At 37.8% G+C, this 24014-nt stretch carries 28 protein-coding genes; 8 read left to right on the forward strand and 20 right to left on the reverse strand.

What is annotated here, in order from left to right; genetic code table 11:
- Positions 1 to 11: 11 nt before the first annotated feature.
- The 4 genes from lepA to gpr all read right to left on the reverse strand — a co-directional run bounded on the left by lepA (position 12) and on the right by gpr (position 4777).
- Positions 12 to 1850: a translation elongation factor 4 gene (lepA, locus tag BQ5321_RS18140; RefSeq protein WP_071395825.1), complete on the reverse strand. Its 1839-nt coding sequence runs from the start codon at positions 1848 to 1850 to the stop codon at positions 12 to 14.
- Positions 1851 to 1958: 108 nt separating this feature from the next.
- Positions 1959 to 2306: a YqxA family protein gene (locus BQ5321_RS18145; RefSeq protein WP_071395826.1), complete on the reverse strand. Its 348-nt coding sequence runs from the start codon at positions 2304 to 2306 to the stop codon at positions 1959 to 1961.
- 17 nt (positions 2307 to 2323) lie between these two features.
- Complete coding sequence (spoIIP, locus tag BQ5321_RS18150; RefSeq protein WP_071395827.1) at positions 2324 to 3520, reverse strand: stage II sporulation protein P; 1197 nt, start codon at positions 3518 to 3520, stop codon at positions 2324 to 2326.
- A 138-nt stretch (positions 3521 to 3658) separates the two neighbouring features.
- Positions 3659 to 4777, reverse strand: coding sequence for a GPR endopeptidase (gene gpr, locus BQ5321_RS18155; RefSeq protein ID WP_071395828.1), 1119 nt, complete (start codon positions 4775 to 4777; stop codon positions 3659 to 3661).
- A 287-nt stretch (positions 4778 to 5064) separates the two neighbouring features.
- Here gpr and rpsT point away from each other — a divergent pair, with 287 nt between their 5' ends.
- Complete coding sequence (rpsT, locus tag BQ5321_RS18160) at positions 5065 to 5331, forward strand: 30S ribosomal protein S20 (RefSeq protein WP_071395829.1); 267 nt, start codon at positions 5065 to 5067, stop codon at positions 5329 to 5331.
- A gap of 38 nt (positions 5332 to 5369) precedes the next feature.
- Here rpsT and holA read toward each other — a convergent pair whose 3' ends face one another.
- Positions 5370 to 6392: a DNA polymerase III subunit delta gene (gene holA, locus BQ5321_RS18165; protein WP_071395830.1), complete on the reverse strand. Its 1023-nt coding sequence runs from the start codon at positions 6390 to 6392 to the stop codon at positions 5370 to 5372.
- A gap of 307 nt (positions 6393 to 6699) precedes the next feature.
- Between holA and BQ5321_RS18170 the strand changes: the two genes are divergently transcribed.
- Positions 6700 to 6834 carry a YqzM family protein gene (locus tag BQ5321_RS18170; protein WP_071395831.1) on the forward strand — a complete coding sequence of 45 codons (135 nt, stop codon included), beginning with the start codon at positions 6700 to 6702 and terminating at the stop codon, positions 6832 to 6834.
- Between the two features lie 65 nt (positions 6835 to 6899).
- Here BQ5321_RS18170 and BQ5321_RS18175 read toward each other — a convergent pair whose 3' ends face one another.
- The 3 genes from BQ5321_RS18175 to BQ5321_RS18185 all read right to left on the reverse strand — a co-directional run bounded on the left by BQ5321_RS18175 (position 6900) and on the right by BQ5321_RS18185 (position 10670).
- Positions 6900 to 9215 carry a DNA internalization-related competence protein ComEC/Rec2 gene (locus BQ5321_RS18175; protein WP_071395832.1) on the reverse strand — a complete coding sequence of 772 codons (2316 nt, stop codon included), beginning with the start codon at positions 9213 to 9215 and terminating at the stop codon, positions 6900 to 6902.
- A gap of 282 nt (positions 9216 to 9497) precedes the next feature.
- Positions 9498 to 9926, reverse strand: coding sequence for a deoxycytidylate deaminase (locus BQ5321_RS18180; RefSeq protein ID WP_234978425.1), 429 nt, complete (start codon positions 9924 to 9926; stop codon positions 9498 to 9500).
- A gap of 96 nt (positions 9927 to 10022) precedes the next feature.
- On the reverse strand, positions 10023 to 10670 hold the full coding sequence (locus BQ5321_RS18185; RefSeq protein ID WP_071395833.1) for a helix-hairpin-helix domain-containing protein: 648 nt from the start codon (positions 10668 to 10670) through the stop codon (positions 10023 to 10025).
- Positions 10671 to 10777: 107 nt separating this feature from the next.
- On the opposite strand from BQ5321_RS18185, the gene comER reads away from it, so the two are divergent.
- Complete coding sequence (comER, locus tag BQ5321_RS18190) at positions 10778 to 11602, forward strand: late competence protein ComER (RefSeq protein WP_071395834.1); 825 nt, start codon at positions 10778 to 10780, stop codon at positions 11600 to 11602.
- A 162-nt stretch (positions 11603 to 11764) separates the two neighbouring features.
- Here comER and BQ5321_RS18195 read toward each other — a convergent pair whose 3' ends face one another.
- The 8 genes from BQ5321_RS18195 to BQ5321_RS18230 are packed head-to-tail and all read right to left on the reverse strand — an operon-like array spanning position 11765 to position 16795.
- Complete coding sequence (locus BQ5321_RS18195) at positions 11765 to 12511, reverse strand: class I SAM-dependent DNA methyltransferase (RefSeq protein ID WP_071395835.1); 747 nt, start codon at positions 12509 to 12511, stop codon at positions 11765 to 11767.
- Positions 12508 to 12864, reverse strand: coding sequence for a ribosome silencing factor (gene rsfS, locus BQ5321_RS18200; RefSeq protein WP_071395836.1), 357 nt, complete (start codon positions 12862 to 12864; stop codon positions 12508 to 12510). The genes BQ5321_RS18195 and rsfS overlap by 4 nt, the downstream gene beginning before the upstream one ends.
- Before the next feature lie 4 nt (positions 12865 to 12868).
- A complete protein-coding gene (yqeK, locus tag BQ5321_RS18205) occupies positions 12869 to 13432 on the reverse strand; it encodes a bis(5'-nucleosyl)-tetraphosphatase (symmetrical) YqeK (protein WP_071395837.1) in 564 nt (187 codons plus the stop codon).
- Positions 13422 to 13988, reverse strand: coding sequence for a nicotinate-nucleotide adenylyltransferase (locus BQ5321_RS18210; RefSeq protein WP_071395838.1), 567 nt, complete (start codon positions 13986 to 13988; stop codon positions 13422 to 13424). Before BQ5321_RS18210 ends, yqeK begins: the two co-directional genes overlap by 11 nt.
- Before the next feature lie 21 nt (positions 13989 to 14009).
- Positions 14010 to 14300: a ribosome assembly RNA-binding protein YhbY gene (gene yhbY, locus BQ5321_RS18215; RefSeq protein ID WP_071395839.1), complete on the reverse strand. Its 291-nt coding sequence runs from the start codon at positions 14298 to 14300 to the stop codon at positions 14010 to 14012.
- The gene (gene aroE, locus BQ5321_RS18220) at positions 14294 to 15133 is read right to left on the reverse strand and encodes a shikimate dehydrogenase (protein ID WP_071395840.1); all 840 of its coding nucleotides are present in this window, start codon (positions 15131 to 15133) and stop codon (positions 14294 to 14296) included. The genes yhbY and aroE overlap by 7 nt, the downstream gene beginning before the upstream one ends.
- A 37-nt stretch (positions 15134 to 15170) precedes the next feature.
- Positions 15171 to 16274 (reverse strand): ribosome biogenesis GTPase YqeH, encoded by a 1104-nt coding sequence (gene yqeH / locus BQ5321_RS18225; protein WP_071395841.1) that lies wholly within the window; start codon positions 16272 to 16274, stop codon positions 15171 to 15173.
- Between the two features lie 5 nt (positions 16275 to 16279).
- The gene (locus BQ5321_RS18230; RefSeq protein ID WP_071395842.1) at positions 16280 to 16795 is read right to left on the reverse strand and encodes a YqeG family HAD IIIA-type phosphatase; all 516 of its coding nucleotides are present in this window, start codon (positions 16793 to 16795) and stop codon (positions 16280 to 16282) included.
- Positions 16796 to 17250: 455 nt separating this feature from the next.
- Here BQ5321_RS18230 and sda point away from each other — a divergent pair, with 455 nt between their 5' ends.
- Complete coding sequence (gene sda, locus BQ5321_RS18235) at positions 17251 to 17391, forward strand: sporulation histidine kinase inhibitor Sda (RefSeq protein WP_071395843.1); 141 nt, start codon at positions 17251 to 17253, stop codon at positions 17389 to 17391.
- A gap of 40 nt (positions 17392 to 17431) precedes the next feature.
- Here sda and BQ5321_RS18240 read toward each other — a convergent pair whose 3' ends face one another.
- Positions 17432 to 18223 (reverse strand): phosphatidylserine decarboxylase, encoded by a 792-nt coding sequence (locus BQ5321_RS18240; protein ID WP_071395844.1) that lies wholly within the window; start codon positions 18221 to 18223, stop codon positions 17432 to 17434.
- 111 nt (positions 18224 to 18334) lie between these two features.
- Here BQ5321_RS18240 and pssA point away from each other — a divergent pair, with 111 nt between their 5' ends.
- Positions 18335 to 18874, forward strand: a complete 540-nt coding sequence (pssA, locus tag BQ5321_RS18245; RefSeq protein ID WP_071395845.1) for a CDP-diacylglycerol--serine O-phosphatidyltransferase — start codon at positions 18335 to 18337, stop codon at positions 18872 to 18874.
- Between the two features lie 184 nt (positions 18875 to 19058).
- Positions 19059 to 19778, forward strand: a complete 720-nt coding sequence (sigK, locus tag BQ5321_RS18250) for an RNA polymerase sporulation sigma factor SigK (protein WP_071395846.1) — start codon at positions 19059 to 19061, stop codon at positions 19776 to 19778.
- A gap of 507 nt (positions 19779 to 20285) precedes the next feature.
- Here sigK and BQ5321_RS18255 read toward each other — a convergent pair.
- Both BQ5321_RS18255 and mtnN read right to left on the reverse strand, forming a co-directional pair.
- A complete protein-coding gene (locus BQ5321_RS18255) occupies positions 20286 to 20543 on the reverse strand; it encodes a YrhC family protein (RefSeq protein ID WP_071395847.1) in 258 nt (85 codons plus the stop codon).
- A gap of 142 nt (positions 20544 to 20685) precedes the next feature.
- A complete protein-coding gene (gene mtnN, locus BQ5321_RS18260; RefSeq protein WP_071395848.1) occupies positions 20686 to 21387 on the reverse strand; it encodes a 5'-methylthioadenosine/S-adenosylhomocysteine nucleosidase in 702 nt (233 codons plus the stop codon).
- A 162-nt stretch (positions 21388 to 21549) separates the two neighbouring features.
- Here mtnN and BQ5321_RS18265 point away from each other — a divergent pair, with 162 nt between their 5' ends.
- The gene (locus tag BQ5321_RS18265; RefSeq protein WP_071395849.1) at positions 21550 to 21759 is read left to right on the forward strand and encodes a YrzA family protein; all 210 of its coding nucleotides are present in this window, start codon (positions 21550 to 21552) and stop codon (positions 21757 to 21759) included.
- A gap of 147 nt (positions 21760 to 21906) precedes the next feature.
- Positions 21907 to 23157, forward strand: a complete 1251-nt coding sequence (locus BQ5321_RS18270) for a PucR family transcriptional regulator (protein WP_071395850.1) — start codon at positions 21907 to 21909, stop codon at positions 23155 to 23157.
- A gap of 51 nt (positions 23158 to 23208) precedes the next feature.
- Here the strand turns inward: BQ5321_RS18270 and BQ5321_RS18275 are convergent, their stop codons facing one another.
- Positions 23209 to 23943, reverse strand: coding sequence for a YrrS family protein (locus BQ5321_RS18275; RefSeq protein ID WP_071395851.1), 735 nt, complete (start codon positions 23941 to 23943; stop codon positions 23209 to 23211).
- Positions 23944 to 24014 lie beyond the last annotated feature (71 nt).

The following is a 24014-nucleotide window of genomic DNA, read 5'->3' on the forward strand; positions in this document are numbered from 1 at the left end:
TATTCTGTTTACTATTTCTTTGAGTTAGAGCTATCGTCCATCTTCAAAACAGCCATAAAAGCCTCCTGAGGCACTTCAACGGACCCAACCTGCTTCATCCGTTTTTTACCCTCTTTTTGCTTTTCCAATAGCTTACGTTTACGGGAAATATCGCCCCCATAACATTTAGCTAACACGTTTTTACCGATAGATTTTATATTTGTTCTTGCAATAATTTTTTGTCCTACTGCGGCTTGTACCGGTACCTCAAACTGCTGACGTGGAATAAGCTCCTTCAGCTTTTCAACAATAACCTTACCACGATCATACGCAAAATCTTTATGTACGATAAAGCTTAATGCATCGACCTTTTCACCATTCAATAGAATATCCATTTTTACAAGTTTAGACGGCTTATAGCCAATTAATTCATAATCAAAGGAAGCATAACCCTTTGTACTTGATTTTAACTGATCAAAGAAATCATACACAATTTCTGAAAGGGGAATTTCATAAATGATAGCTACACGAGATTCATCCATATAGTCCATATTCAAAAAATTTCCGCGTTTGCTTTGACAAAGCTCCATAATTGTACCAACATAATCGTTCGGTGCCATCATAGTTGCTTTAACATATGGCTCTTCAATTCTGTCAATTTTTTGTGGATCCGGCATTTCAGAAGGATTACTTACACTCACGTTCGAACCATCTGTCATAACCACATCATAAATAACACTTGGCGCCGTTGTAATTAAATCAATTTTAAATTCACGCTCAATCCGTTCCTGGATAATTTCCATATGCAGGAGACCTAAAAATCCGCAGCGGAAACCAAAGCCCAGTGCCTGTGATGTTTCTGGCTCAAATTGAAGCGCCGAATCATTTAATTGAAGCTTTTCAAGTGCTTCACGCAAATCATTGAAGCGGGCGTTATCAATTGGATATAAACCGCAGTATACCATTGGGTTTAGCTTTCTATACCCTGGTAAGGATTCTGTTGCCCCATTTTTAGCATTGGTAATCGTATCACCAACTCGAGTGTCGCCGACATTTTTAATGGAGGCAGCTAAATATCCGACATCACCTACTGTTAGTTCATCAACAGCACAGGCTCTTGGATTATAAACACCAATTTCAGTTACTTCAAACTCTTTATTTGTCGCCATCATTTTTATTTTATCGCCGACTTTAACAGTACCGTCCACAATTCGGATATAGACTACAACTCCGCGATAGGCATCATAAAGTGAATCAAAAATCAAAGCCTTTAAAGGAGCATCGGGATCACCGGTTGGTGCCGGTACTTTTTCAACGATTTGCTCAAGAATTTCTTCAATACCGATACCCGCTTTAGCAGAAGCTAACACTGCATCAGAGGCATCCAAACCAATGACATCCTCAATTTCTTGTCTAACCCGTTCAGGATCTGCACTTGGTAAATCAATTTTATTAATAACCGGAACAATTTCCAAATCATTATCTAATGCCAAATATACATTTGCTAATGTTTGAGCCTCAATTCCCTGTGCAGCATCTACGACAAGTATGGCACCTTCACATGCCGCAAGACTTCGGGACACTTCATAGGTAAAGTCTACGTGTCCTGGAGTATCTATTAAATGGAAGGTATAAATTTCTCCATCCTTAGCCTGATATTTCAGCTGGACAGAATTTAATTTAATCGTAATTCCTCTTTCTCGTTCTAAATCCATAGAATCAAGGAGCTGATCCTTCATTTCACGTTTTGTTAATGCATTCGTTTTTTCTAAAATCCTATCTGCCAATGTCGATTTTCCATGGTCGATATGAGCGATGATGGAGAAATTACGAATTTTTTCTTGCCTTTTTAGCCTAGCTTCTCTGTTCATATCGTTCACTCCTACTAAACTTCCACTTTTGCACTATTTTTGATTATAACAGCAGGAAACCGAAGATTCAATCATGGTTTACTGTCTACTTCAAGAGTGTTCGCCATACTATTTTTCGCCAGTAAACAGACCGGTTATTAGTTGAATGATTTTCTCTGTTGCGAAGGATAGAGCCCCCGCCAGATTTTTACCTAAAGAGGAAAAAAAATTAAAGGCCTTCATTTCTTCCAGTTCCTTTTTTTTCTTCTCTAAATCATGACTAGAGACATCCTTACCAAGAATAGAAGCCTCTAATTCACCATCTGCACTTTCCTTTAGTGTAAAGGCTCCATTGAATTGGTCATTCGAATACCCCTTCATGTTTTGAATCCCGACATTTGCTTGCTCCATTCCAAATAGAACAGAGACAAACATAAGAGCTGCTATTAGCATCGATTTTAGCATAAACATTTTCATTACCGGTCACTCACTTTCTAGCTTTCGTTTACTGGACCTTCTCCATCAACCTTTTCTGCCTGCCAATAGTATTCACTAATAACATCTGCCAAAACCTCGGCCGAATTATAGAGTTCTTCAAAGGTATTATCCACACCGCCAAATTCTACAAGTATGGCTTTTTCAGATAAATCCTGATTAAACTTTCCATTTGTTCCGGCTCCCTTTTTCGTAAATACGCCCCGGCTTAAACCGATATATTTTTGATCAAGCATTTCTTGAAGTTCATTAGCAAAGGTCAGGTTTTTTTCGTAGTTCGCATGCTCTCCGCCCACAATAAAAGCCAGCTTCGCATACGATTTACCATTCATTTCCTTTGTTGTATCCTTTTTACGGCGGGAATCACGATGGATATCAATTAAATAGTTTAAATCGCGATTCTCTGTTACAGCAGCCTCTACTACCGCTCTTGATTCTTGATAGGATTGCGCATAATTCAAGCCTTTGTTGGTTAAATTTGCCTGCACATCGGTCTTATCAACAACCGTACCAACCCCTCTTTTTTCCAGCTCTTCCTTCAGCTTGTCCCCAATATTTGTCACATTTAATTGAGAATGAAACGCCATATTCGGGTCTGTTACACCCTTCAAGTGTGGGAGAAAGGATTCACGATTATGGGTAAAATACACATAAACCACTTTACGGTCCCCAGTCGTATTAGGCGGTACATCAGCATCTTGTCTAGCTTGTCCATCAATCTCTTCCGTATTTTGCAGGGCTGCTTCCTTCTCTGCCTGTAAGACTTCAAGCGGCGGTGCAGATTCTATCGGCATATTTGTATAGTCAGTTCCTTCTCCAGCGACTAGTATTTGTGTATCAAATAATGAAAAAGCCGGAAGTTCCCTGCCCAATAAGCTACGGGGATCATCAAGATTAACATTGGTCGAAAGCTTAAATAAATATTGAGCAGGTTCTGGTGCTGGACTAGATTCCGGCAATCCTCGTAAGAAATAATGATTTTCCCAGCCAATTAAATGATAGAGCATATCTCCTGTTATATTTGTTGCGGCAGAATGCACAGATGATGACGCCGGCCGGTATTCTGGTTTCAAAACCGTCAAGAGCCCACTGATTAGGAAAATAAATAGAAGAAAGCCAATAAATCCTGCTGTCACCTTTAGCAAACTAGTCCCTTTAACGGTTATCATCATCTGACCTGATTTGATAAATTTCACTTGTTCCACCTCTCCCAAGCAAGTCTACTAAATCATATGTAGTTGCTAGATTAGGTAGAACGAAAACTTTTTGTGCGAAAGTCCCTTGGAGGAGATGAAATCGACTAAAAACCGCCACAATTTGTGGCGGCTGCTTCTTTATCTTGTATAGAAACCGGCATTCTCCTGGTTAATAGAGCCGTGTAAACTGGCATTCAGTCCATTCGCCAATAGATTAGCCATGTCTTCGATAAAAACATCAACCTCTTTCGGAGTGACCATCAAGTTATGCCCAAGCGGTGCCAATACCTCATAAATTAATTTTCGCTTTTCTTCATCCTCAAGTGTTCCCACCATGCCCAGAAAAGTTTTTCGATGCTGCTCCTCAGGTAAATCTTCATCTGTCAGCTTCTTACGTTTTCCAAAGGTCATACCTGCCGGTGCTAATGCCCGTGAAGGACGGTTCCCTTCACGGAGTTCTTTACCAAAATGCTTCAGAATAAAGTCGATTGTATCGCTTGTAATGGAAACCGCATCCACCACTGTGGGTACACCGATAGCAAAAGTTGGAATTCCTAGTGTTTCTTTACTGATCTCTTTACGTTTATTCCCTACTCCCGAACCGGGGTGAATACCTGTGTCGGAAATCTGAATCGTTGAGTTAACCCTTTCAATAGACCTTGATGCTAGCGCATCAATGGCAATGACAAAATCAGGCTTCGTTTTTTCAACCACTCCAAAAATAATATCGCTCGTTTCAATTCCTGTCAGACCCATAACACCTGGAGCAAGGGCGCTAACAGGACGAAAACCCTCTTCAACACTTTCAGGCTGAAGCTTATATAGATGTCTTGTCACAAGGATATTTTCACAGACCTGTGGACCTAATGCATCTGGAGTTACATTCCAGTTACCAAGTCCTACTATTAAACAAGAGGCATTTTCCTTAATTCCATTTTGTTTTAAAAAGTGAGAGAATTCTCTTGCAAAAACTTCCTCTACCTTTTTTTGCAGCTCCGTATCACTTTGTCTAATTCCTACTACTTCAATCGTTAAGTATTTTCCTTCTTTTTTACCAATAACATTTTCTCCTTCTTTCGTCACTTCGACAAAGGATACTTTTATATCATTTTCTTCCTTTTCTTTAATAATAACCCCTTCAATGTGGGAAAGATCCTCTTGGTCACTGATATTCTTCTCATTAAGGACCATCTCCCTTGCTTCAATGGCAAGATCTGTACGAACAGAATATTGACTTAAATCAATGGATTCCTTCAAAACAATCCCCCCTACTCATTTATTAATATCTTTGCCGAAAAAATGGAAATCATTCAATATCTTCCTTCTCATAAGGAAACCTATATCAAATTCTCCCGTCGAATTTGCGTCCGAATTACCTGAGCTCGATAAATAACAATATTTGGAGGGTGGGAATCAATCGTAAAAAAAAGAAGTAGTATTGCAATCTTGACCTGTATTTGATAAAATATCTTTTGTTGCAATTGGTTATTAGATGCAAAATCGAGTTCATATAATCTCGATGTTTTTCTTAGGAGGTGAACCGAATGCCAAATATTAAATCAGCTATCAAACGTGTTAAAACAACTGAAAAAAGAAATGCGCAAAACAATACGATTAAATCTGATATGCGTACTGCTGTGAAAAAAGTAGAAGCAGCAGTTGTGAATAGCGATGCTACTGCAGCTACAAGCACTTATGCAGATGCCGCACGTAAATTAGACAAGGCAGCTGCAAAAGGACTTATCCATAAAAATGCTGCTTCAAGAAAGAAAGCACGTCTAATGAAAAAATTAAACTCTTTAAATGCATAATTGATATAAAAAGGCTGTTCCCTTTGGGAACAGCCTTTTTATACCGGGTCTTTTAATTTGAGTAAAAATAATTCTATCAGCATTTCTTTATTCATTTTACCCGTTTTCATCTGATAATCTGCCTCTGCTAATTGTTTCATAATTCGAAGCAATTCTTTCTCAGCAAACTTTTGGGCTTGTCCTGCAGCCAGCTTCACACGAAATGGATGGACTTTCAAATGAGTAGCTATTTGCTTTTGTCCATAGCCTCGCTTGGCCAGCTCCTTGACCTGATAAATCAGGCGGAACTGATTGGTAATAACGGCCAATATTTTAATTGGTTCTTCATTGAGTTTTAAAAGGTCATAATAAATGCGTAAGGCATCTTCAATGTTTCGCGAGACAATCTTATCAACTAATGTAAAAATATTCTGCTCTAATGAACGTGAAACAAGAAGGTCAACCGTTTTTGCATCAATGGTTAACCCTTTCCCAATATACAAGGCAATCTTGTCTATTTCACTTGTAAGCATAAATAAATTTGTCCCCACAAGAGTTAGCATTAGCTCTGCTGCCTCAGGCTCAATGGTAACTCCATTATATTCAGCTCTGGAGCGAATCCATTTTTTCAACTCAGCCTCGGATAGTTTATTGGCTTCAAACGTAATCGCATTTTTCTTTAACTCTTTTGTCAGCTTTTTTCGGTCATCCAATTTTTCATAAGGCGCCACAAAAACAACAATTGAATACGGTGCAGGCTCTTTTATATAAGCCTCAAGCCTTGCCAAATTATGTTCAACCTTTTCCTTTGTTTTCTCGGAAGTTAGAAAATGCGGATTATGTAAAAAAAGCAGCTTTCTTTCCCCCATAAAGGGAAATGTTTCAGCATCCTCTAGCGCTAATTCTATCGGCGTTTCCCCAAGGTCGTAGCTGGATAAATTAAACTCAGTCTCTTCCTCATGAAGCACTTGATTAATAAGGAGCTGTTTTGTTTCGTTAATGAGAAACGACTCTTTTCCAGCTAATAAATAAACAAGTCCAAAATCTTTCCTTTTTATCGACTTCCACAATTCAAAAATCATATTCCTCGCTCCGATCAATTTCCAACTATCATCTACCTATATCGTAAAGAAGCAAAGGAGATTTGACAAGTAATCCAAAGGAATTGGTACTACCTAAAAGCACCAATTCCTAATCTATATTGAACGCCAGCCCTTAAGTCCTAGGAAACATAAAGGCTTGACGGTATCACGATACTTTTATTTTGACCTGCAGAATTTCATATATTAGTGACAACTGTTGTCAGTTAAGGAAGTGTATTGATTGAGGTGTAGATTTTTTCTTTCCAATCGCTTATACTATTATCAGAATATTAGGGGGGGGAAAATTGTGAACGAATTTGAACAAAATGTCCAAAGTAAACGTAATGATGCAATCGATTCAGGGGTAGGCTTTATTGTTTCATTCGGATTTTTCGCAACATTATTTATTATCGCAACTGTTATTCAATTCATTGGATCCTAATATTACATAGCTTCCAATCAAGAGACTACATGTAGTAGTCTCTTTTCTTTTGTTATATCCATATCTTATGGGTTATGAACAGAAAAGGTGCCTGCCTCTTTTTTGAATGTGTAAGTAATTGCCCCATTTACATCTGTTCTAAATACTCTTATTTTCCTTTTTTCTAACCGCTCCATGACATCAGGATGTGGATGACGGAAGTTGTTCTTCTTCCCAACAGAAATAACAGCCACTCTTGGTGATAATTGATTAATAAAAGCCTCCGTTGTGGATGTTTTACTGCCATGATGCCCAATTTTTAAAACATCAACAGAAAGGCGTGGATACTTCTTAATAAGTCTTGCTTCACCTTCCTTTTCTAAATCTCCGGTAAACAGCCAAGAAACACCTCCAAGTACGGTATATAGGACAACCGATCCATTATTCCCTGATTCATTACTCTTTTCCTGCGGTGACAATATATAAAACTGATTTTCATCCACCTGCCAGCTGTCCCCATCATGTGCATAATGTATCGCTGTTTTCTTTTTTCTTGCCATTTGAATAAGCTCAAGCTCCATTACACTTTTTTCTTGTATATCAGGGAGCACCATTTCACGGATTCTTAATTCCTTTAGGACTGCTTTCGCACCACCTGCGTGATCTGTATCTCCATGTGACAAGATTAGTTTATCAATGGTAGTGACTCCTTTACTCTTTAAAAAAGGTACTACCGTATCCTCCCCTGTCTCATAACCATCCCTTTCCTGCCACGGCTCTCTTTCAAACGGAATATTCCCTCCGGTATCAATAAGATAATGTCCTTTTCCATAAGGAAGTCTAATATAAATACAATCTCCCTGACCAACATCTAAAAAGGTAACCTCTCCTATTGATGAAGCTGCCATCACCGTGTATTGACATAAAAAAAGGAAGAAGGGCAGTAAAAAAATAATGAATTTCTGTACTCCCTTCCCACCCTTTTCCCATAAAATTAGAAAAATAACAACGCCCCAGCAATAAAGGAAAAGGAATGCTTGATTTGGCCTTCCTAATACAACTGTATTGAGGGGCAATAAAGAAATCTTTTCTGCTACTGTGTTAGTTAAAAGGATTATGCCATTTAACGGAATGAGAATAGGATTAACGATACTACCCAAACATAAATGAAGCACAAACCCAAACAATACATATGGCAGGATAATCAGATTAAAAAGTGGAATGTAAAGAAGATTTACGAACAAAGTGATAATGGAGAATTCGAAGAAGAAATACAGTAATAATGGCGCCGAAATAAGCATCGACAGAAATGAAGTAGATAGTAAAAGCGTAACAGGATGGCTATGTCTTTTTAGTAAATGAATACTTGAAATCAGTAATGTGAAGGTAACAAGATATGATAGCTGAAAACCAATATGATAAATCGATAATGGAGATATGAGGAGATACAGAAGAAATGTAAGACTGATTACATCTAATGATTGTAGCTGATGACCCTTCCCCCAACGTTTTCCAATCAGTAGCAGCATGGTCATGAGGACCGCACGATTTATCGAAGGAGAAGCACCCGTTAGAATACAATAAATAGGTAAACACAGGATTAAGATAACAATACTTTTTTCTCGGGTGATTCCAATGCGAAGCAAGCAAAAGTTGACAATGGCTACAATGATAGCAATGTGGAGGCCTGAAATGGCTAGTAAATGGACAAGACCAAGGTCTCGATAATGATCCATTGTGTCCGAGGAAAGTAAATCACTTGTACCAAAGAGGAGAGCAGCAGCCAATGGAATGGTTTCTGCTGGAAAATAGGCTTGTAAATAATGAATTCCAGCTTGCCGAAGCTTCCTTAAGCTTGTTAACAGGGTAGGATCCTGCTTGCAGGCGGTGACATTGATTTGGTCCGGCTCCAGAATCCAATGGATTCGATTATGCTTTAAATAGACTTTATAATCGAAGGCATTCTTATTTGTTGCAGTGGAAGGTTCTTTAAGGTTTCCTTTCACAGTACAGATTGTACCTGGCGCTAATTGTTCTAATAATCGTTTTTCATCTTCTGTCCGAATCCGATATTTCAGCAAGAGATTTTCTGATCTTCTGCGGTCAGCTACCTTCATTGTCAAACGATCTCCGTCTATATCGACCAGTTCATTAATAAAGAGCTCAAAGCTCTCTTCATTTCCAGTTAAATTTGTTTTGTTATGGGCAAGCTCTATTTCAGCTCGAATGAAAAAAACAGCAAACAAACAAATCCCTGCCAACACTTGAACAAAACGATATTTTTTGACCTTAATAAGAAATATTAAATAGAAGCAAAAAAGAACTAAAAATATAGGGATGCTTTGAAATGAAGCCATAATCCCTAAAAAACCAATGATAGCAAAAAAGATAGTCTGATTCATATGTTAGGTCTCCTCAAGCATACGGAGCTTGTTTCATATTGATTCTGTACATGACAGTCATTCAGGAACAAGGCTCCGTATAAGCAAATTCGCCCGTCAAATTTGCGTCCGGATTTTTATCGAGTTCGCTCGATAAGCTACCTTAAAAAAATCGCATGACTCGCCGGAGGCTTAACTTCATTCAGCCAGGGTTTGAACCCCCACTGAATCGAAGTACCATTTGCCTTCATCCCCCACTTGTAGAAGTGGAGGATGAAGGCTGAATGAAGTTAAATCGTACAGCTACGATTCTTTTTTAGGAAGGTGAACCACTTCAATATCCTTTAAAAAGATGTCATTCCACTTGTTCGGATAGGCATCCCGATAAACAATTCTAGCTATTCCTGATTGTGCGAGTGTCTTTGCACACTTTTCACATGGTTCATGTGTAACATAGGCAGTTGCACCTTTTAACAGCCCTCTATCAGCATGCAGAACTGCATTCTCTTCAGCGTGGAGTGTACGAATACATCTTCCTTGCTCATTAATTAAACAGCCGACATCCTCACAATGGTCATGACCATGAATGGAACCATTGTAGCCAGTTGAGGCAATATGCTTGTCCTTTACAATCACACAGCCGACATGAAGCCTAGGACATGTAGAGCGTGTCCCAACCTCTTCTGCAATATCAAGAAAATAGTTATCCCAGCTTTTTCTTCTCATTGTCATGATTGTTTTTCTCCTTTTACTAATGACTCTGATTACAGCCTTGCTAATAAACGAATTCGTTCATAATTGTATCATGACTGATAGACATAGACTATCCTAGTAAACAGAAATATGCTCCTTCAATTTTTCAAATGTTTTTTCTCCAATTCCACTGATTTCCATTAGCTCTTCAATTGAGCGAAAACGACCATTTGTTTCACGATATTCTAAAATGGCTGATGCTTTTGCAGGTCCCACTCCAGGTAAGGTTTCTAATTCAGCACTAGATGCTGTATTAAGATTGACAAGGTTTTCCCCTCCAGAAGCAGTAGCTGGAGATGCCCCAGGTATTGCAGCTACTGGCTCCCCTGCTTCACCCAGCATTGGAATATATATAACCATTTCGTCAACTACCCGCATAGCGAAATTTACGTTATTTTGATCAGCTGTTTCCAGAAGTCCACCTGCTTGATTGACAACGTCTAGAACACGATCCCCAGAATGCGCTTCATACAGACCAGGAGATGCAACCGCCCCTTTGATATCAATGAAAATCCGCTCCTTTTCTTCCGAGATTCTGTCTTCTCCCCATTCAGCCTGCTTGTCCTCAATCAGAATATCAGCCTCGTTTTCCGTCCAAGCATCAGAGATTCCACTCTCTGATTGATCCTTATCTAAGGGGACGAGGAAAAAAATTGCTACCGTTATGACTACGAGGATAGCAATCAAAAGATACATTTTATTTCCTTTTAGCCATTCCATCATCTTGAACATCCTTTCCTTTAAGAAATATGGGTTTTGGGAATAAGCATAAATCCAAGAATTTACACATAGCATGATATGAGAGTGGGTCTGTAAAGGAGGGTGGTACTATGGAAGTCGGGATTATTGGAACAGGAAATATGGGGAGAATCTTAACGGAAGCATTAGTGGACGGAAAGGCAGTTTCCCCTTCCTCCATAATGATTACGAATAGAACCCTGTCAAAGGCTTTTACCCTAAAACAATTATATCCAGAAATACGAATAACGAAGGACATAGAGAAAATAGGTAAAGCTTGTGATTTAATTTTTATTTGTGTTAAGCCACATGATGTGTATCACGTAACGAAAAAACTTCAACCATGTCTTACAGAAGAAAAATGTGTTATTTCAATAACGAGTCCGATCAATGTAGAGCAGCTTGAATCCGTTCTCCCCTGCTCAGTAGCTAGAGTGATACCAAGCATTACGAACAGGGCACTTGCCGGTGTTACATTAGTATCATTTGGATTAAACTGTACAGAACAATGGAAGAAATCAATCATTGCACTTTTTAATCATATTTCTACTCCAGTTGAAATCTCAGAGGATATTACTAGAGTTGCCTCAGATATTGTCAGCTGTGGTCCTGCTTTCTTTAGCTATTTAACTCAGCGTTTTATTCGAGCTGCTGTCCATGAAACGAAAATTGACCAAGACAAAGCGACCATTCTAGCAAGTGAAATGTTAATAGGTTTAGGAGAATTACTTCGACAGGGCCATTATACTCTGCCAACACTTCAAGAAAAGGTTTGCGTTAAAGGAGGTATTACGGGAGAAGGAATTAAAGTACTGGAAAATGAACTTGGAGATGTCTTTGAGCATGTCTTTCAGGCAACCCATTTAAAATTTGAGGATGACCTAGCAGAATTAAGGAGTCAATATACAATTAAGTAATTCGCTGTATAATGAACAATTCCTTCCTGTCAAATCACTTTTTTGTCGATCTTTGTGTCAAATATTAAAACCTGCGCGATATGAGACCATTCTCATTTATATTTCGAAGGTCAATCTTGTTGTCACTTATCACGCAGGTAGATTTTTGTAGTTATTTCATACTTACCGTTTTCGCGCTGTAAAGAAAATTCTCTCAGACTCTGCATTCAGCTTAGAATCGAGAAAATCGGCTGAAATCTCGAGTAGCTCAAAACCTGCCTTTGATAGCCATGTTTCATATTGCTCGATAGAAAAGGTACGCTGTACATGGAGCTCATCATAGCGCTGATACTGGTTTGTACGAGAGTCCAAATGGAAAAAGGTTAATTCATGTTCAACACTGTCCGGGTACTCGCCTACAAAGCATTGCCAAATATAACTGACATCCTCACCGTTATAAGCGTAAGTTTGGTCAATAAATAAATGATTCATTTTATAGATTGAGTGGACATCAAACAAAAACAATCCTCCAGGCTTTAGGTGTTGAAATACTCGTTCAAATGTCTGCATAACAGCATTTTCTGTTTGTAAATAATTAAGTGAGTCACAAAAAATGCCGATGATGTCGTAGAGGTCCAGACCTTCTAACTCTGACATATCCTGCTCGATAAGAAGTAATGAATGGCCTTTTTCTTCCGCCTTTTCCTTGGCCACTGCCAGCATATCTGCAGAAAGGTCAACACCAGTCACACTATAGCCATTGTCTGCCAATTGAATGGATAACTCACCTGTCCCACAGGCTAAATCGAGCAGATTCTTTCCTTTCACACCATACATTGATGCCTGTTTATTAATAAATCCGACCCATTTCTCATACGGGACGTCCTTCATTAATTCATCATAAAGATATGCGAACTTTCCATATGTCATTGATTGAGCTCACTCTGTATATGTTCTATTGGGGCGTCTCCCCAAAGGCGTTCTAGGTTATAATAGCTTCTTTCGTCTTTATGGAAAATATGCGCAATGATATCACCAAGGTCAACAAGAATCCATTTTGCTTCGTCGAAGCCCTCGACTCGTTTAATAGAATAGCCAAATTCCTCTGCCTTATCCTTCATTTCCCCTGCAATAGCCTGGACTTGTTTATCTGAATTTCCGTGACAAATAATAAAATAATCAGCTACCAGTGAAATGCCCTGCATATTTAAGACAACAATATCTTCTGCTCTTTTATCATCTGCTGCCTTAACAGCAACCTCCAATAATTGGCGTTCATTCATGTAATCAATCCTCCTTATTAATCAAATCGTTATACGTAAGAAATGTGAGCGGAAAAATACGCTGATTTTTTTTCAAAAGGAACATAATCGTATTTCTTAATGCCTGTAATAAAGCTTGATTTAAATCCTTCTCAGCTATTTCCCTTACTTCTTCCACTCCTGGAAAATGCCTACCCGGCTCAATATAATCAGCAAGATAGATTATTTTTTCTAGTTTGGTCATATTTGGACGACCTGATGTATGGTAACGAATTGCATCCAGTACTTCTGTATCAGTGATACCAGCTTCTTTTTCGGCCAAATAGGCACCTACCGGAGCATGCCAAAGCTCACTGTTATAGTTAAGCAGTTCAGAGTCCATTTTTTGAGCGGCAATGATAGACTTCATTTCATCTTTATCACGGAATTTTGCATAATCATGAAAAATAGCGGCAAGCTCTGCCTTTCTTTCATCTACTCCATATTGCTCTGCTAAATCAATAGCTGTCTTCATTACACCTAAAGTATGCTGGTACCGATGAGGCGTAAGCTGTTTTTGGACGATTTCAAGTGCTGCTTCACGTTTCATATAACCTATTCTCCTCAATATATTCCATTACCGAATCAGGAATGAAATAGCGGGCGTTTTTTCCATTCTTTATTCTATTCCTAATCATTAATGAAGAAATCTCAATGTTAGGAACATCCACATAGATGATTGGATAATCTGATTGTTTGTCATATTCAGGTCTATTAACACCGACAAATGTTACTAATTGGACTAGCTCTTCGATTTTATACCAATTAGGTAGGTACTCAATCATATCAGCACCGATAATGAAATAGAAGCGATCATCATTTTTCTCCGTCAAAAGCTTCATCGTATCATATGTATAGGACCTGCCTGGCCGTTCTAACTCGATTAATTGCAGTTTAAACTTTGGATTATTAGCAATAGCCCTACGAATCATCTCTGCTCGATGTTGCCCGCTCACTCCATTTAAAGTCTCTTTATGAGGTGGCTCTTGATTCGGCATAAACCATATTTCATCAAACTCTAATTGTATTTGTACTTCATTCGCAATAATTAAATGTCCTAAATGAGGAGGATTGAACGTCCCTCCTAAAATACCTATTTTTTTCAGAGAAAATCATCCCCATATCATTTATGGCAATACAAGCTGCTTATTATCTACTGACTCTTTATACAGAACAATAATGTTTCCGATGATTTGAACAAGCTCTGCTTCTGCTCCCTGTGAAATAGCAGCAGCTACCTCTTCTCTATCCTCATCACAATTTTGCAGCACAGTAACTTTAATCAGTTCACGGGCTTCTAATGCCTCCCGAATTTGTTTTATCATATTTTCATTTACTCCACCCTTTCCCACTTGAAAGATTGGATTTAAATGATGTGCTTTCGAACGTAAAAAACGTTTTTGTTTTCCTGTTAGCATGTCTTTCCTCCCAATTGTTTCAATACAATAGACTCCATACTGTCCGTATCCGGCAGTATTCCAGTCCATTTTTCAAATGCCAGCGCACCTTGGTAAACAAACATAGAGATACCATTTTGCGTACGCGCACCATTTTGTTTAGCCTCCCGCAGAAACTTTGTCTCAAGCGGAGTATAAATAATATCACTGACAAAGGCATCCTTTTTGATACCGTCAAGACAGATCGGTGTCCGTTCCGTATCAGGATGCATGCCAATGGATGTCGTTTGGACAATTAAATCATATTCAGCTAGCTTTCTTTCTGCATTCTCGATACTTAATACAGCAGAGTCTACTGGATAGGGACAATTTTGCACAAGATATTCAGCTTTTTCAGCTGTCCGATTCGCAATATCAATCGTTTGAACACCTGCATGCGCCATCGTGTAATAAATTGCCCGCGCAGCTCCTCCAGCTCCTATCAATAGCATCTTTTGGTTTTTAAGGGTTGGAATTTCCTTCTTTAGTCCTTCTAGAAATCCACTTCCATCCGTATTATACCCAATAAATCTACCTTCATCGTTCACAACTGTATTAACGGCACCAATTGCTTGTGCAAGCGGATCAATTTCATCCAAATAAGCCATAATCGTTGTTTTATGTGGTACCGTTACATTAAAGCCAGCTAATTGAATCGCCTTAAATCCCTTCACCGCATCATGTAAGGCTTCCTGTTTTACATGGAAGGCCAGATAATCCGCATTTATGCTGTAGCGTTTAAATGAATCATTATGCATGATTGGCGACATTGAATGCGCGATTGGATCACCAATTACCCCATATATTTTTTTCACAAAAACCTCTCCCACTCGGATATCTTTTATCCATCATCTATATTAATGCTTTTCTTATGAATGCATGAACTCCTTTTGGAACATATGCAGCCACAACAGCACCCGGTTCATGGACAGTAATCCATCCAAGTCCTGAAAATACTATATCTGTCTTTCCTTCTTTAACCGTGAATTCGCGTCGAACCAACTCTGGGAATGAATTTAATTCATCCTTTTTAGGTGGTGTTAACAATTCTCCTACCTGTCTCGTATATAAATCGTCTGCATTTTCTATCTTTGTCCGATGAATCATTAGCTCATTGGAAAAATGACATGAAAAGGATTTTCTTCCACCCTTAATATAATCAAAACGACCTAGTCCGCCAAAAAATAAGGTTTGTCCTTCATTTAATTGATAAACCTTTGGTTTTATTTCTTTCTTCGGTGTAATCACCTTCAAATCCCGTTTATCTACATAATGTGCCATTTGGTGATGATTAATGATTCCTGGAGTATCTACTAGGACTTGACCATCTGAAAGTGGGATTTCAATAATATCGAGTGTTGTTCCCGGAAAATGCGAGGTGGTAATGACATCATCCTCACCTGATACTTCTTTTATTATTCGATTAATAAAGGTCGATTTTCCGACATTTGTACAGCCGACAATATAAACATCCTTGCCTTCTCGATATTCATCAATCGCTTGAGCAACCTCTTTCATATAAAGGCCTTTAGCAGCACTTACCAGAAACACATCAATTGGCTTTAGACCAAGCTCTTTGGCCTCCTGCCTCATCCAATTGGTTAATTTATTTGGTTTTACTGCTTTTGGAATTAAATCGACTTTATTTCCAATTAGTAATACCTTATTTTTACCTGTAAAACGATGCAGTCCAGGCAGCCAGCTACCATTAAAATCAAATATATCAACGATTTTCACAATTAATGCATCCCGTTTACCGATTTCATTCAGAATCCGTAAAAAATCATCATCCGTTAAGCTAACATCCTCTATTTCATTATAATGCTTTAAACGGAAGCATCTTTGACATATAATTTGTTCCTTTTGTAATGCAGATGCAGGTGTATAGCCTATTTCCAAAGGGTTATCAGTTTGGATTTGCACTCCACATCCGACACATGTATATTGTTCACTCAACTATTTTATTCCTCCCATTGTAGCATGCCTTTTTTTCTAAACCAGTTCAATATTTGCCTTTCGACTAACCGATTAAATTTGGTTGCTAAGCCATCTGTTTGGGCAACCGGTACAACTAGGATCGTATGAAAGCCACCTAGATTACCGCCAAGCACATCTGTAAGAAGCTGATCGCCGATTACAACGGTTTCTTCTTTCTTTACGTTCATTATTTCAGCCGCTTTATGAAATGCTTTTGCCAACGGTTTTCTTGCACGATAAATAAACTTTATATTTAGCGGTTCGGAGAACGCCTTTACCCTTGTTTCGTTATTATTTGAAACAATTGTTACTTTAATATGATATTTGTTCATTTCTTCAAACCACTTAATAACATGCGGTGTCGCCTGTGGCCGATCCCATTCGACAAGTGTATTGTCAAGATCTGTAATAATCGCTTTAATTCCTTTTTCTTTTAAGTCTTCCGGGCGAATATCCAGAATACTTTTTACATGTTGGTTAGGCAAGAATTGCTTTAACACGAATTTACACCCCATTATCGATAACACGTTTAACAATCATTTCTATCTATTCTTTTCTAGTTGCTTCCCTTTTTTCACCGTAACCATCATAACCAATTTTAAACATTCTTTCAAAATAAATCCGAAAACATTTTCCTGCCTATGATGGATATGAGTAAAATCGTTCGACAGTCTTCAACAGCAAGTAAAAATGTGGATAACTTTATTCACATTACTGGTATTGATTTTAGTACAGTATTTCTATTTATTAACAACCTAATCACAAGTTATCCACTTATTAATGTGGATAAGAGAACGATTGTTCTCAACATTAAATTCTGTTAGAGTATGTATACAAGCAACACAACCTACACTATACGTTTATAGAGCAAGCAATTGAACTCTTTTGTTTCATAGCCTAAGTATCCTGATAGATGATCCATTATCATAACAGGAAAATGGAGGTGAATTCTGACATGTTTAAACTATCAGATGAGCTACTGCTAGAATCCTATCACAAAGCCATAGAATTAAACTTAAGTCCAGATTTTATCCGCTTAATCGAAGCTGAAATTCACCGACGCTCCCTCAACATCACCATCAATGTTTCTTCATAGTCTCTCCAACAGGGGTTTTTCTTTTTACACGGCAAGCTGATTATCGTGTGGAAGTCTCTTTAAGATAACCAATACACTCACCAACTTGAACAGGATAAGGTAAATTTTTTAACACAGGTGTAAATGTATTCGCTTCAAAAAGAAGGACAACCGTTGATCCAAACGAAAAATAGGCGATTTCGGAGCCTTTTTCTACTTCATTCCTGTTGCTTAAAATCTCAATCGAATTAATAAACATGGCACCAACTTTTACTAAGGCCATCGATACACCATTATAATATATTTCTGTGATAATACGATAATTTTTCGAAAGCGGTCTTTTTCCATATTTTAAACCATATTTATTAACAGGATAGGATTTTGTACCAATCGTCCTCTGCTCGGTAATTTTCCCTGAAATAGGACTGTGGATACGATGATAATTTGTAGGACTTAAATAAAAGACCATAAACGTTCCATTAAGATATTTTTGTACCTTATCCTCACCGCCAAGCATTTCTGAGACAGAATACATTTTTCCTTTCACATGGATGCTGTGATCGAATGAAATCTCGCCCATATCTTCAATAGTGGCATCGACAGGACTAATGACCGATAATGAATCTTGAAAAATAGGCCTGGCATCAGGCTTTAATTTTCTTGTGAAAAACTCATTTAGAGATTGATATTCATGGAGAGGCTTCTCCATCTCAAACTGATTAATTTTATATATTCTTGAAAAGGAAGGTATAAACATCCTGCTTAGTTTCGATTTGGAAAACTTAGCCAGCAATAATGAAGTTGTTTTCCTGTTTGTTAATTCAATGAATAAGCGATAGATCATTTGTATCAATATCTTAACCTCCAAAAGGCAGTTTTGCCTTTACTAACACGCGTAAACACTTTACAATTATATAAATAGACTTAGGAGTTAATCCCATTTCTAATGAAAGGAGTGAGGAGATTGTTCTTATCGCATGTCTTAGATCAGACGATAAAAAAATTAAAAACCCAAACTGCCAATATACTGACGCTTGGCAATTTAACATTGGGTGGATTCGCCATTATTTCTACTATTAGAGGCGAATTACACCTAAGCCTGCTCCTAATTTTTATTGCGGCACTATTGGACCGCTTTGATGGGATGACAGCAAGAAAATTAAATATTGAGTCCGAACTGGGAGAGCAGTTAGATTCTATGAGTGATATTATATCATTTGGTGTCGCTCCCGCACTACTTTTGTATCAAGCTATTTTATATGAATTCGGCGCTCCTGGTACCTTTTTTACTGTATTTTACATTGCCTGCGGTGCATTTAGGCTTGCACGCTTCAACATTTCCCAAAATCATAGTTATTTTACCGGATTACCGATAACTGCTGCTGGTTGCTTAGCAACGTTTAGCTTTTTAGCCCTCCCATATCTGCCACCACAATTTTTTCTGTTTTTAATCATTGTTCTTTCTCTTCTAATGGTTAGCACCTTCCGTTTAAAAAAGGTATAAACAACATATATATCAATTTCAAATCTAAAGAGAGCTCGTACTACATCAGTATGAGCTTCATTTTATATCATTCACTAAATCCAAAGGAAATTTATTTTGACTGGACAGACAAATTAGCCTTCCCTTTCACATAAGTATTGGTTACAGGCATCAGTCTCATACTTAAATAAGCGGAGGTGGCGCCATGTCCGGGATTATGACGGCAATTGCTTATGTATTAAAGGAAATTGTCTTTCTCGTCTCCTATGTTAAAAATAACGCCTTTCCTCAACCACTATCTGCTGCCGATGAAAAAAAGTATTTGCAATTGATGGCAGAAGGTGATTCGAATGCCCGCAATATTCTGATTGAGCATAATCTGCGATTAGTTGCCCATATAGTAAAGAAATTCGAAAATACAGGTGAGGATGCAGAGGATTTGATTTCCATCGGTACTATTGGGCTCATTAAAGCCATTGAGAGTTACTCTGATGGAAAAGGTACAAAGCTTGCAACCTATGCTGCCAGATGTATTGAAAATGAAATTCTAATGCATCTGCGAGCATTAAAGAAGACGAAAAAGGATGTCTCATTGCATGACCCGATTGGACAGGATAAGGAAGGAAATGAAATATCTCTTATTGATGTTCTAAAATCGGAATCGGAGGATGTCATTGATACCATACAGTTGAATATGGAGCTTGAAAAGGTAAAGGAATATATCGATGTACTGGATGATCGGGAAAAGGAGGTCATTGTCGGTCGTTTTGGTCTTGATTTACAAAAAGAAAAAACCCAGAGGGAAATTGCAAAGGAGCTCGGCATATCAAGAAGCTATGTTTCCAGAATTGAAAAAAGAGCACTCATGAAAATGTTCCATGAATTCTATCGTGCTGAAAAGGAAAAACGAAAAAATATGGAATAAAGATAGAATTACTAGGTAAACAATCCTCGTCTGTCTTTTTCTAGCTGTATGGAAAGGAAAAAAAGGCATTAACCCAGTAACGGTGTTAACGCCTTTTCATATCAAATTCGCCGTCGAATTTGCGTCCGGATTACTTGAGCTCGCTCGATAAACTACCTTTAAAAAATCCGAGACATCCGCCGGAGGCTTAACTTCATTCATCTCCCACTTATAGAAGTGGAGGAATTCTGTACCTGTCGAGAGCTTTCGGTACAAAAAACATTTGCTGAATGAAGTTAAACTTAATCTGCAATTTCAGCAGAAATAATACAGCCAATTGCCCCCACAATAATAAAAGACATTACCATGATAAACATCTCCAACACCCCTGATGGTAAGTTTTGTATAGTATGAATTTACCACATTATATGAGATAAAGCGGTGACGGAATGTGAAAGTTTTGTTACGTTTTGAAAACCCTTACAAACAAGCATAAAAAGCAAAAAAACGTCCAAAACGGACGTTTTTTTATCTATTCATTAAAAATTCCTGTCCTTCCTCCGATTCAAGCAGCTTTTTATAATAGCTTTTTGACCGCATTAGGAATAAAACTGACCCTGCCAGAAAAACTGTCGTGATCACCATCATGACCACAATCTCAAATTGATTCTTTTCCACGGTTGGAATAAGAACACCTAAATAAAAGAACGCACTTATAGCAAGCAATACCTTGGCATACTGCTTAAAATCAACCATTTTATCATAATATTCCTTTACCTTTTGCATCTCATCACCTGCATCATCAAAATGTTGACTTGCATTCTCGTTAACTACTTATTTACTTTAACATACTTAAACAAGTCACAGATGATGTAAATTTTAGTAATAAGAATCGGAGACTGAATCTCTTCCAGTCTCCCTAGAATAGTTAATGATTTTTTATTAAGTTTACCATTCTAATCACGAGGCTGGATGAATTGACAGCAGCCTTTTCTAAAAACTGATCAAAGGAGATATTGGATTCCTTCCCAGCAATATCGGACAACGAACGGATGATAACAAAAGGGACTCCGAATTGATGCGCTACTTGGGCAATCGCTGCCGCTTCCATTTCTACAGCCTTAAGGTCCGAGAACTTCTCGCGAACAAATTCTACTCTGACAGGATCATTCATAAAGGAATCTCCAGTTGCAATTAAGCCTTCAACCGTTTGAACACCGCTGATTTCCTTGGCTCCATCTAAAGCTATCTTAATGAGTTCTTTATCTGCTGCAAATGCCGCTGGCAGACGCGGAACCTGACCATATTCATAGCCGAATATCGTGACATCAACGTCATGATGTCGGACCTCTGAAGAAATGACAATATCACCTATATTTAAATTCGGGTCATAACCACCCGCTGAGCCTGTATTAATAATATAATCTGGTGAATACTTTTCAAGCAGGATCGTTGTTGACATAGCAGCATTTACCTTACCAATCCCAGAACGAAGTAGCACAACTTCAACACCGTCCATGATTCCAAAAGTAAATTCAGAACCTGCAATCACTTCAACTCTCTGGTCCTTCATTTGATCCCTAAGAATCGTCACTTCTTCTTCCATTGCTCCAATTATCGCTATTTTCATTTATGGTTACCTCTTTCTTTTTATGCCGATAGACAAACTTTCATCCTAAAAGTATACAACAATTTTATTCATATTCAAACACGATACTAAAACAGTGCTCAATATAGTATAATTTTATATTTGATTAGGACATAAGATATAAAAGAAAGGATGTAGGTACAAATGAAGTTTCAGCTTGATTTAATCGAAGACAAAGTAGAATTTTATGAAGCCCTGGATATCAAAACACTTGAGAAGAACATTAATCAGCAAATAGAAGTGAATAAAGCCATTTTACTTAAGGTTCATTCAGTTTCTCATCAAATGCATGTCGATGATAACGGTAGAACGTATTACTCAGCCGTTGTTCATTATAAGACCAGTCGCGGTTAATAAACCGACGCTGTTAGCTCTGGAAAAAAATTTTATGAAATCCATTACTATTTCAATATATTTTTGTTAGGATTAACAAGGGGTTTCTCTATAGCCTAAAAAATAACAGCAGAATTACTTTAAGTTGCCAGAAAGGTTAGATGTAGCATGGTCCACAACCCTTTTCATACAAACTTTCATCATTTAGATGAACTTGCCGATTACGTAAGTAAACTACTCCACTGCCCTATCACAATCGAAGATGCAAATCATAATCTTCTTTCATACAGCTCTCATGACCTTCAAACAGATAGGGTAAGAATTTCAACGATTATTCAGCGACGAGTGCCGGAAAAGATCATCAATCAATTATGGAAGGAAGGAACGATACCTGCCTTATTATCAAGCTCTGAGCCAATTCGAGTTAAAGCAATGGATGATATGGGGTTCAGCGAACGGGTAGCCGTATCGATTTGGAAAAAAGATGAGGTGCTTGGCTTTATATGGGCATTAGAAGGGGAAAAACCATTTGAGGACAAGGATTTAGTGATTCTTAAGCAGGCAGCTGCTGCAACGAAGAATATCCTCTTAAAAGTGCAAGCACCGAAAAATATGAGGGAAGAAAGATATCAGGAGTTTTTCTGGCAGCTTTTAACCAGTCACTATCATTCAAATAATGAAATCAAAGATAAATTCCATACACTGCAAATGGTGCCGCCTGCCCAATTTGCAGTTGTTATTTTTCAGTTTTCTTCCACCGTTATTTCTGGAGAGGAAGAAAAAAAAATCATCTATCTTTTAAAAACACGTCAGGATCCGAAGATTACACTTTATACCTTTGACCACTCACAGCTTATTCTGCTTATTTCACTGTCTGAATCTGGTGAACTACAGCATATCCTCAAATTCTGCGATTGGTTCGTTGAAAAAATGAAGGAAAGGTATCATGTGGAATCCATTGTCCAAAGCATTGGCGGATTATTTAATAATTATATAAAGGTTGAAAAATCTTATCAGCAGGCCTTATCATTATTGGATTTGAAAGGGAAATTCCCTTCAGAGGTAAGTCATATTCATAGCTATCAGGAATTAGGGATTTTTAGATACCTTGATATTCTCCGTGATAAAGCGTTAACGGAAGACTATGAAAACTATTCATTAAAAAAGCTTCATGAGTATGATCAGAAATATCATACTGACCTCGTACAAACATTAGACGTATATTTGAACAATGATAGCAATGTAAATGAAGCATCCAAAACTTTAAATATTCACACCAATACTTTAAATTATCGGCTAAAAAGAATTGTTGAAATTGGCAACCTTAATCTAAAGGATGCCAATCAAAAAATGACTATATTTCTTGACCTTAAGCTAGAAAAACTTGTCAAGAAAGCAGAAGCAAAAGTCGTTGAGTAAACAGAAAAGACAGAGAGGATATCGCTTAGCCCCTCTGTCTTTTTCTGTTTACTAACCGTTTAATTCTTCTACCATTGTAGGCTGCCAGCCAGAGCCTTCTACCCAATCGATATAAACGCGATATTTTTGTTGTGTATCCTTTTCCAGAATCGTACCAACTGATTTATTTGGACCATTATTACCTAGAAATATTATCGTCATATTACTTTCATCTATACCAGTAGCGTACGTAATAGCCTGGACCATTTCGTCCCAGTTCTGCCCACCGTATTCATTTGGTTTTGGTTCAGCTTGTGATGTCTCAAGCGGTTCCCATCCAGGATTGACAATCGTCTTCTTTACATCTTGATTGCTGCCTCCTTCTGTAACAACTGCCTCATCCTCAACATCCTTCTTATTTTTATCTTTATCTTTTTCTTTATCTTTTTCTTTATCAGCCTTTTCTTGCTCACGATCTACATCATCTTCGGCCTGATCATTCTGCTCTTCTTTCTTATTTTGTGATTTTTCATCATCACTTGACTTTTCTTTGTCCTGCACTTTCTTTTCGCTACTGTTCTCTTCTGTTGATTGAGCTCTTTCTGCAATAATGCTGCTGTCTGCACCCGCAAGATTTTTTTTCTCACTGGCAGTCTCATCACTCCCGAAGAAAATCTTAACGGATACAAATATAATTAATAAGAAAACAATGATTATTAAGCTATTTAATATAATATTGGTTTTTCGTCTTTTCGACCGAAGCAACGAACGAGATTTTTCATTTAAGGGCTGCTTATTGTCTTTCACTGTTTATGTCTCCTCTCCAAAAGCTTTAAAACAGATTCAACTATATCATAGGATTATACTGAAAAAAAGGT

Source organism: Bacillus tuaregi (genome assembly GCF_900104575.1).
Taxonomy (GTDB): Bacteria; Bacillota; Bacilli; order Bacillales; family Cytobacillaceae; genus Bacillus_BD; species Bacillus_BD tuaregi.

Coding starts and splice junctions, on each gene's coding strand:
- BQ5321_RS18185 (WP_071395833.1), bottom strand. CDS start 10,670: ATGATGGAATGGCTAAAAGGAAATAAAATGTATCTTTTGATTGCTATC.
- holA (WP_071395830.1), bottom strand. CDS start 6,392: ATGATTTTTGAATTGTGGAAGTCGATAAAAAGGAAAGATTTTGGACTT.
- yhbY (WP_071395839.1), bottom strand. CDS start 14,300: ATGCTAACAGGAAAACAAAAACGTTTTTTACGTTCGAAAGCACATCAT.
- rpsT (WP_071395829.1), top strand. CDS start 5,065: ATGCCAAATATTAAATCAGCTATCAAACGTGTTAAAACAACTGAAAAA.
- yqeK (WP_071395837.1), bottom strand. CDS start 13,432: ATGAAACGTGAAGCAGCACTTGAAATCGTCCAAAAACAGCTTACGCCT.
- sigK (WP_071395846.1), top strand. CDS start 19,059: ATGTCCGGGATTATGACGGCAATTGCTTATGTATTAAAGGAAATTGTC.
- BQ5321_RS18175 (WP_071395832.1), bottom strand. CDS start 9,215: ATGAATCAGACTATCTTTTTTGCTATCATTGGTTTTTTAGGGATTATG.
- lepA (WP_071395825.1), bottom strand. CDS start 1,850: ATGAACAGAGAAGCTAGGCTAAAAAGGCAAGAAAAAATTCGTAATTTC.
- sda (WP_071395843.1), top strand. CDS start 17,251: ATGTTTAAACTATCAGATGAGCTACTGCTAGAATCCTATCACAAAGCC.
- BQ5321_RS18270 (WP_071395850.1), top strand. CDS start 21,907: ATGGTCCACAACCCTTTTCATACAAACTTTCATCATTTAGATGAACTT.
- BQ5321_RS18145 (WP_071395826.1), bottom strand. CDS start 2,306: ATGAAAATGTTTATGCTAAAATCGATGCTAATAGCAGCTCTTATGTTT.
- rsfS (WP_071395836.1), bottom strand. CDS start 12,864: ATGAATGAACGCCAATTATTGGAGGTTGCTGTTAAGGCAGCAGATGAT.
- BQ5321_RS18255 (WP_071395847.1), bottom strand. CDS start 20,543: ATGCAAAAGGTAAAGGAATATTATGATAAAATGGTTGATTTTAAGCAG.
- BQ5321_RS18180 (WP_234978425.1), bottom strand. CDS start 9,926: ATGACAATGAGAAGAAAAAGCTGGGATAACTATTTTCTTGATATTGCA.
- BQ5321_RS18265 (WP_071395849.1), top strand. CDS start 21,550: ATGAAGTTTCAGCTTGATTTAATCGAAGACAAAGTAGAATTTTATGAA.
- BQ5321_RS18195 (WP_071395835.1), bottom strand. CDS start 12,511: ATGACATATGGAAAGTTCGCATATCTTTATGATGAATTAATGAAGGAC.
- mtnN (WP_071395848.1), bottom strand. CDS start 21,387: ATGAAAATAGCGATAATTGGAGCAATGGAAGAAGAAGTGACGATTCTT.
- comER (WP_071395834.1), top strand. CDS start 10,778: ATGGAAGTCGGGATTATTGGAACAGGAAATATGGGGAGAATCTTAACG.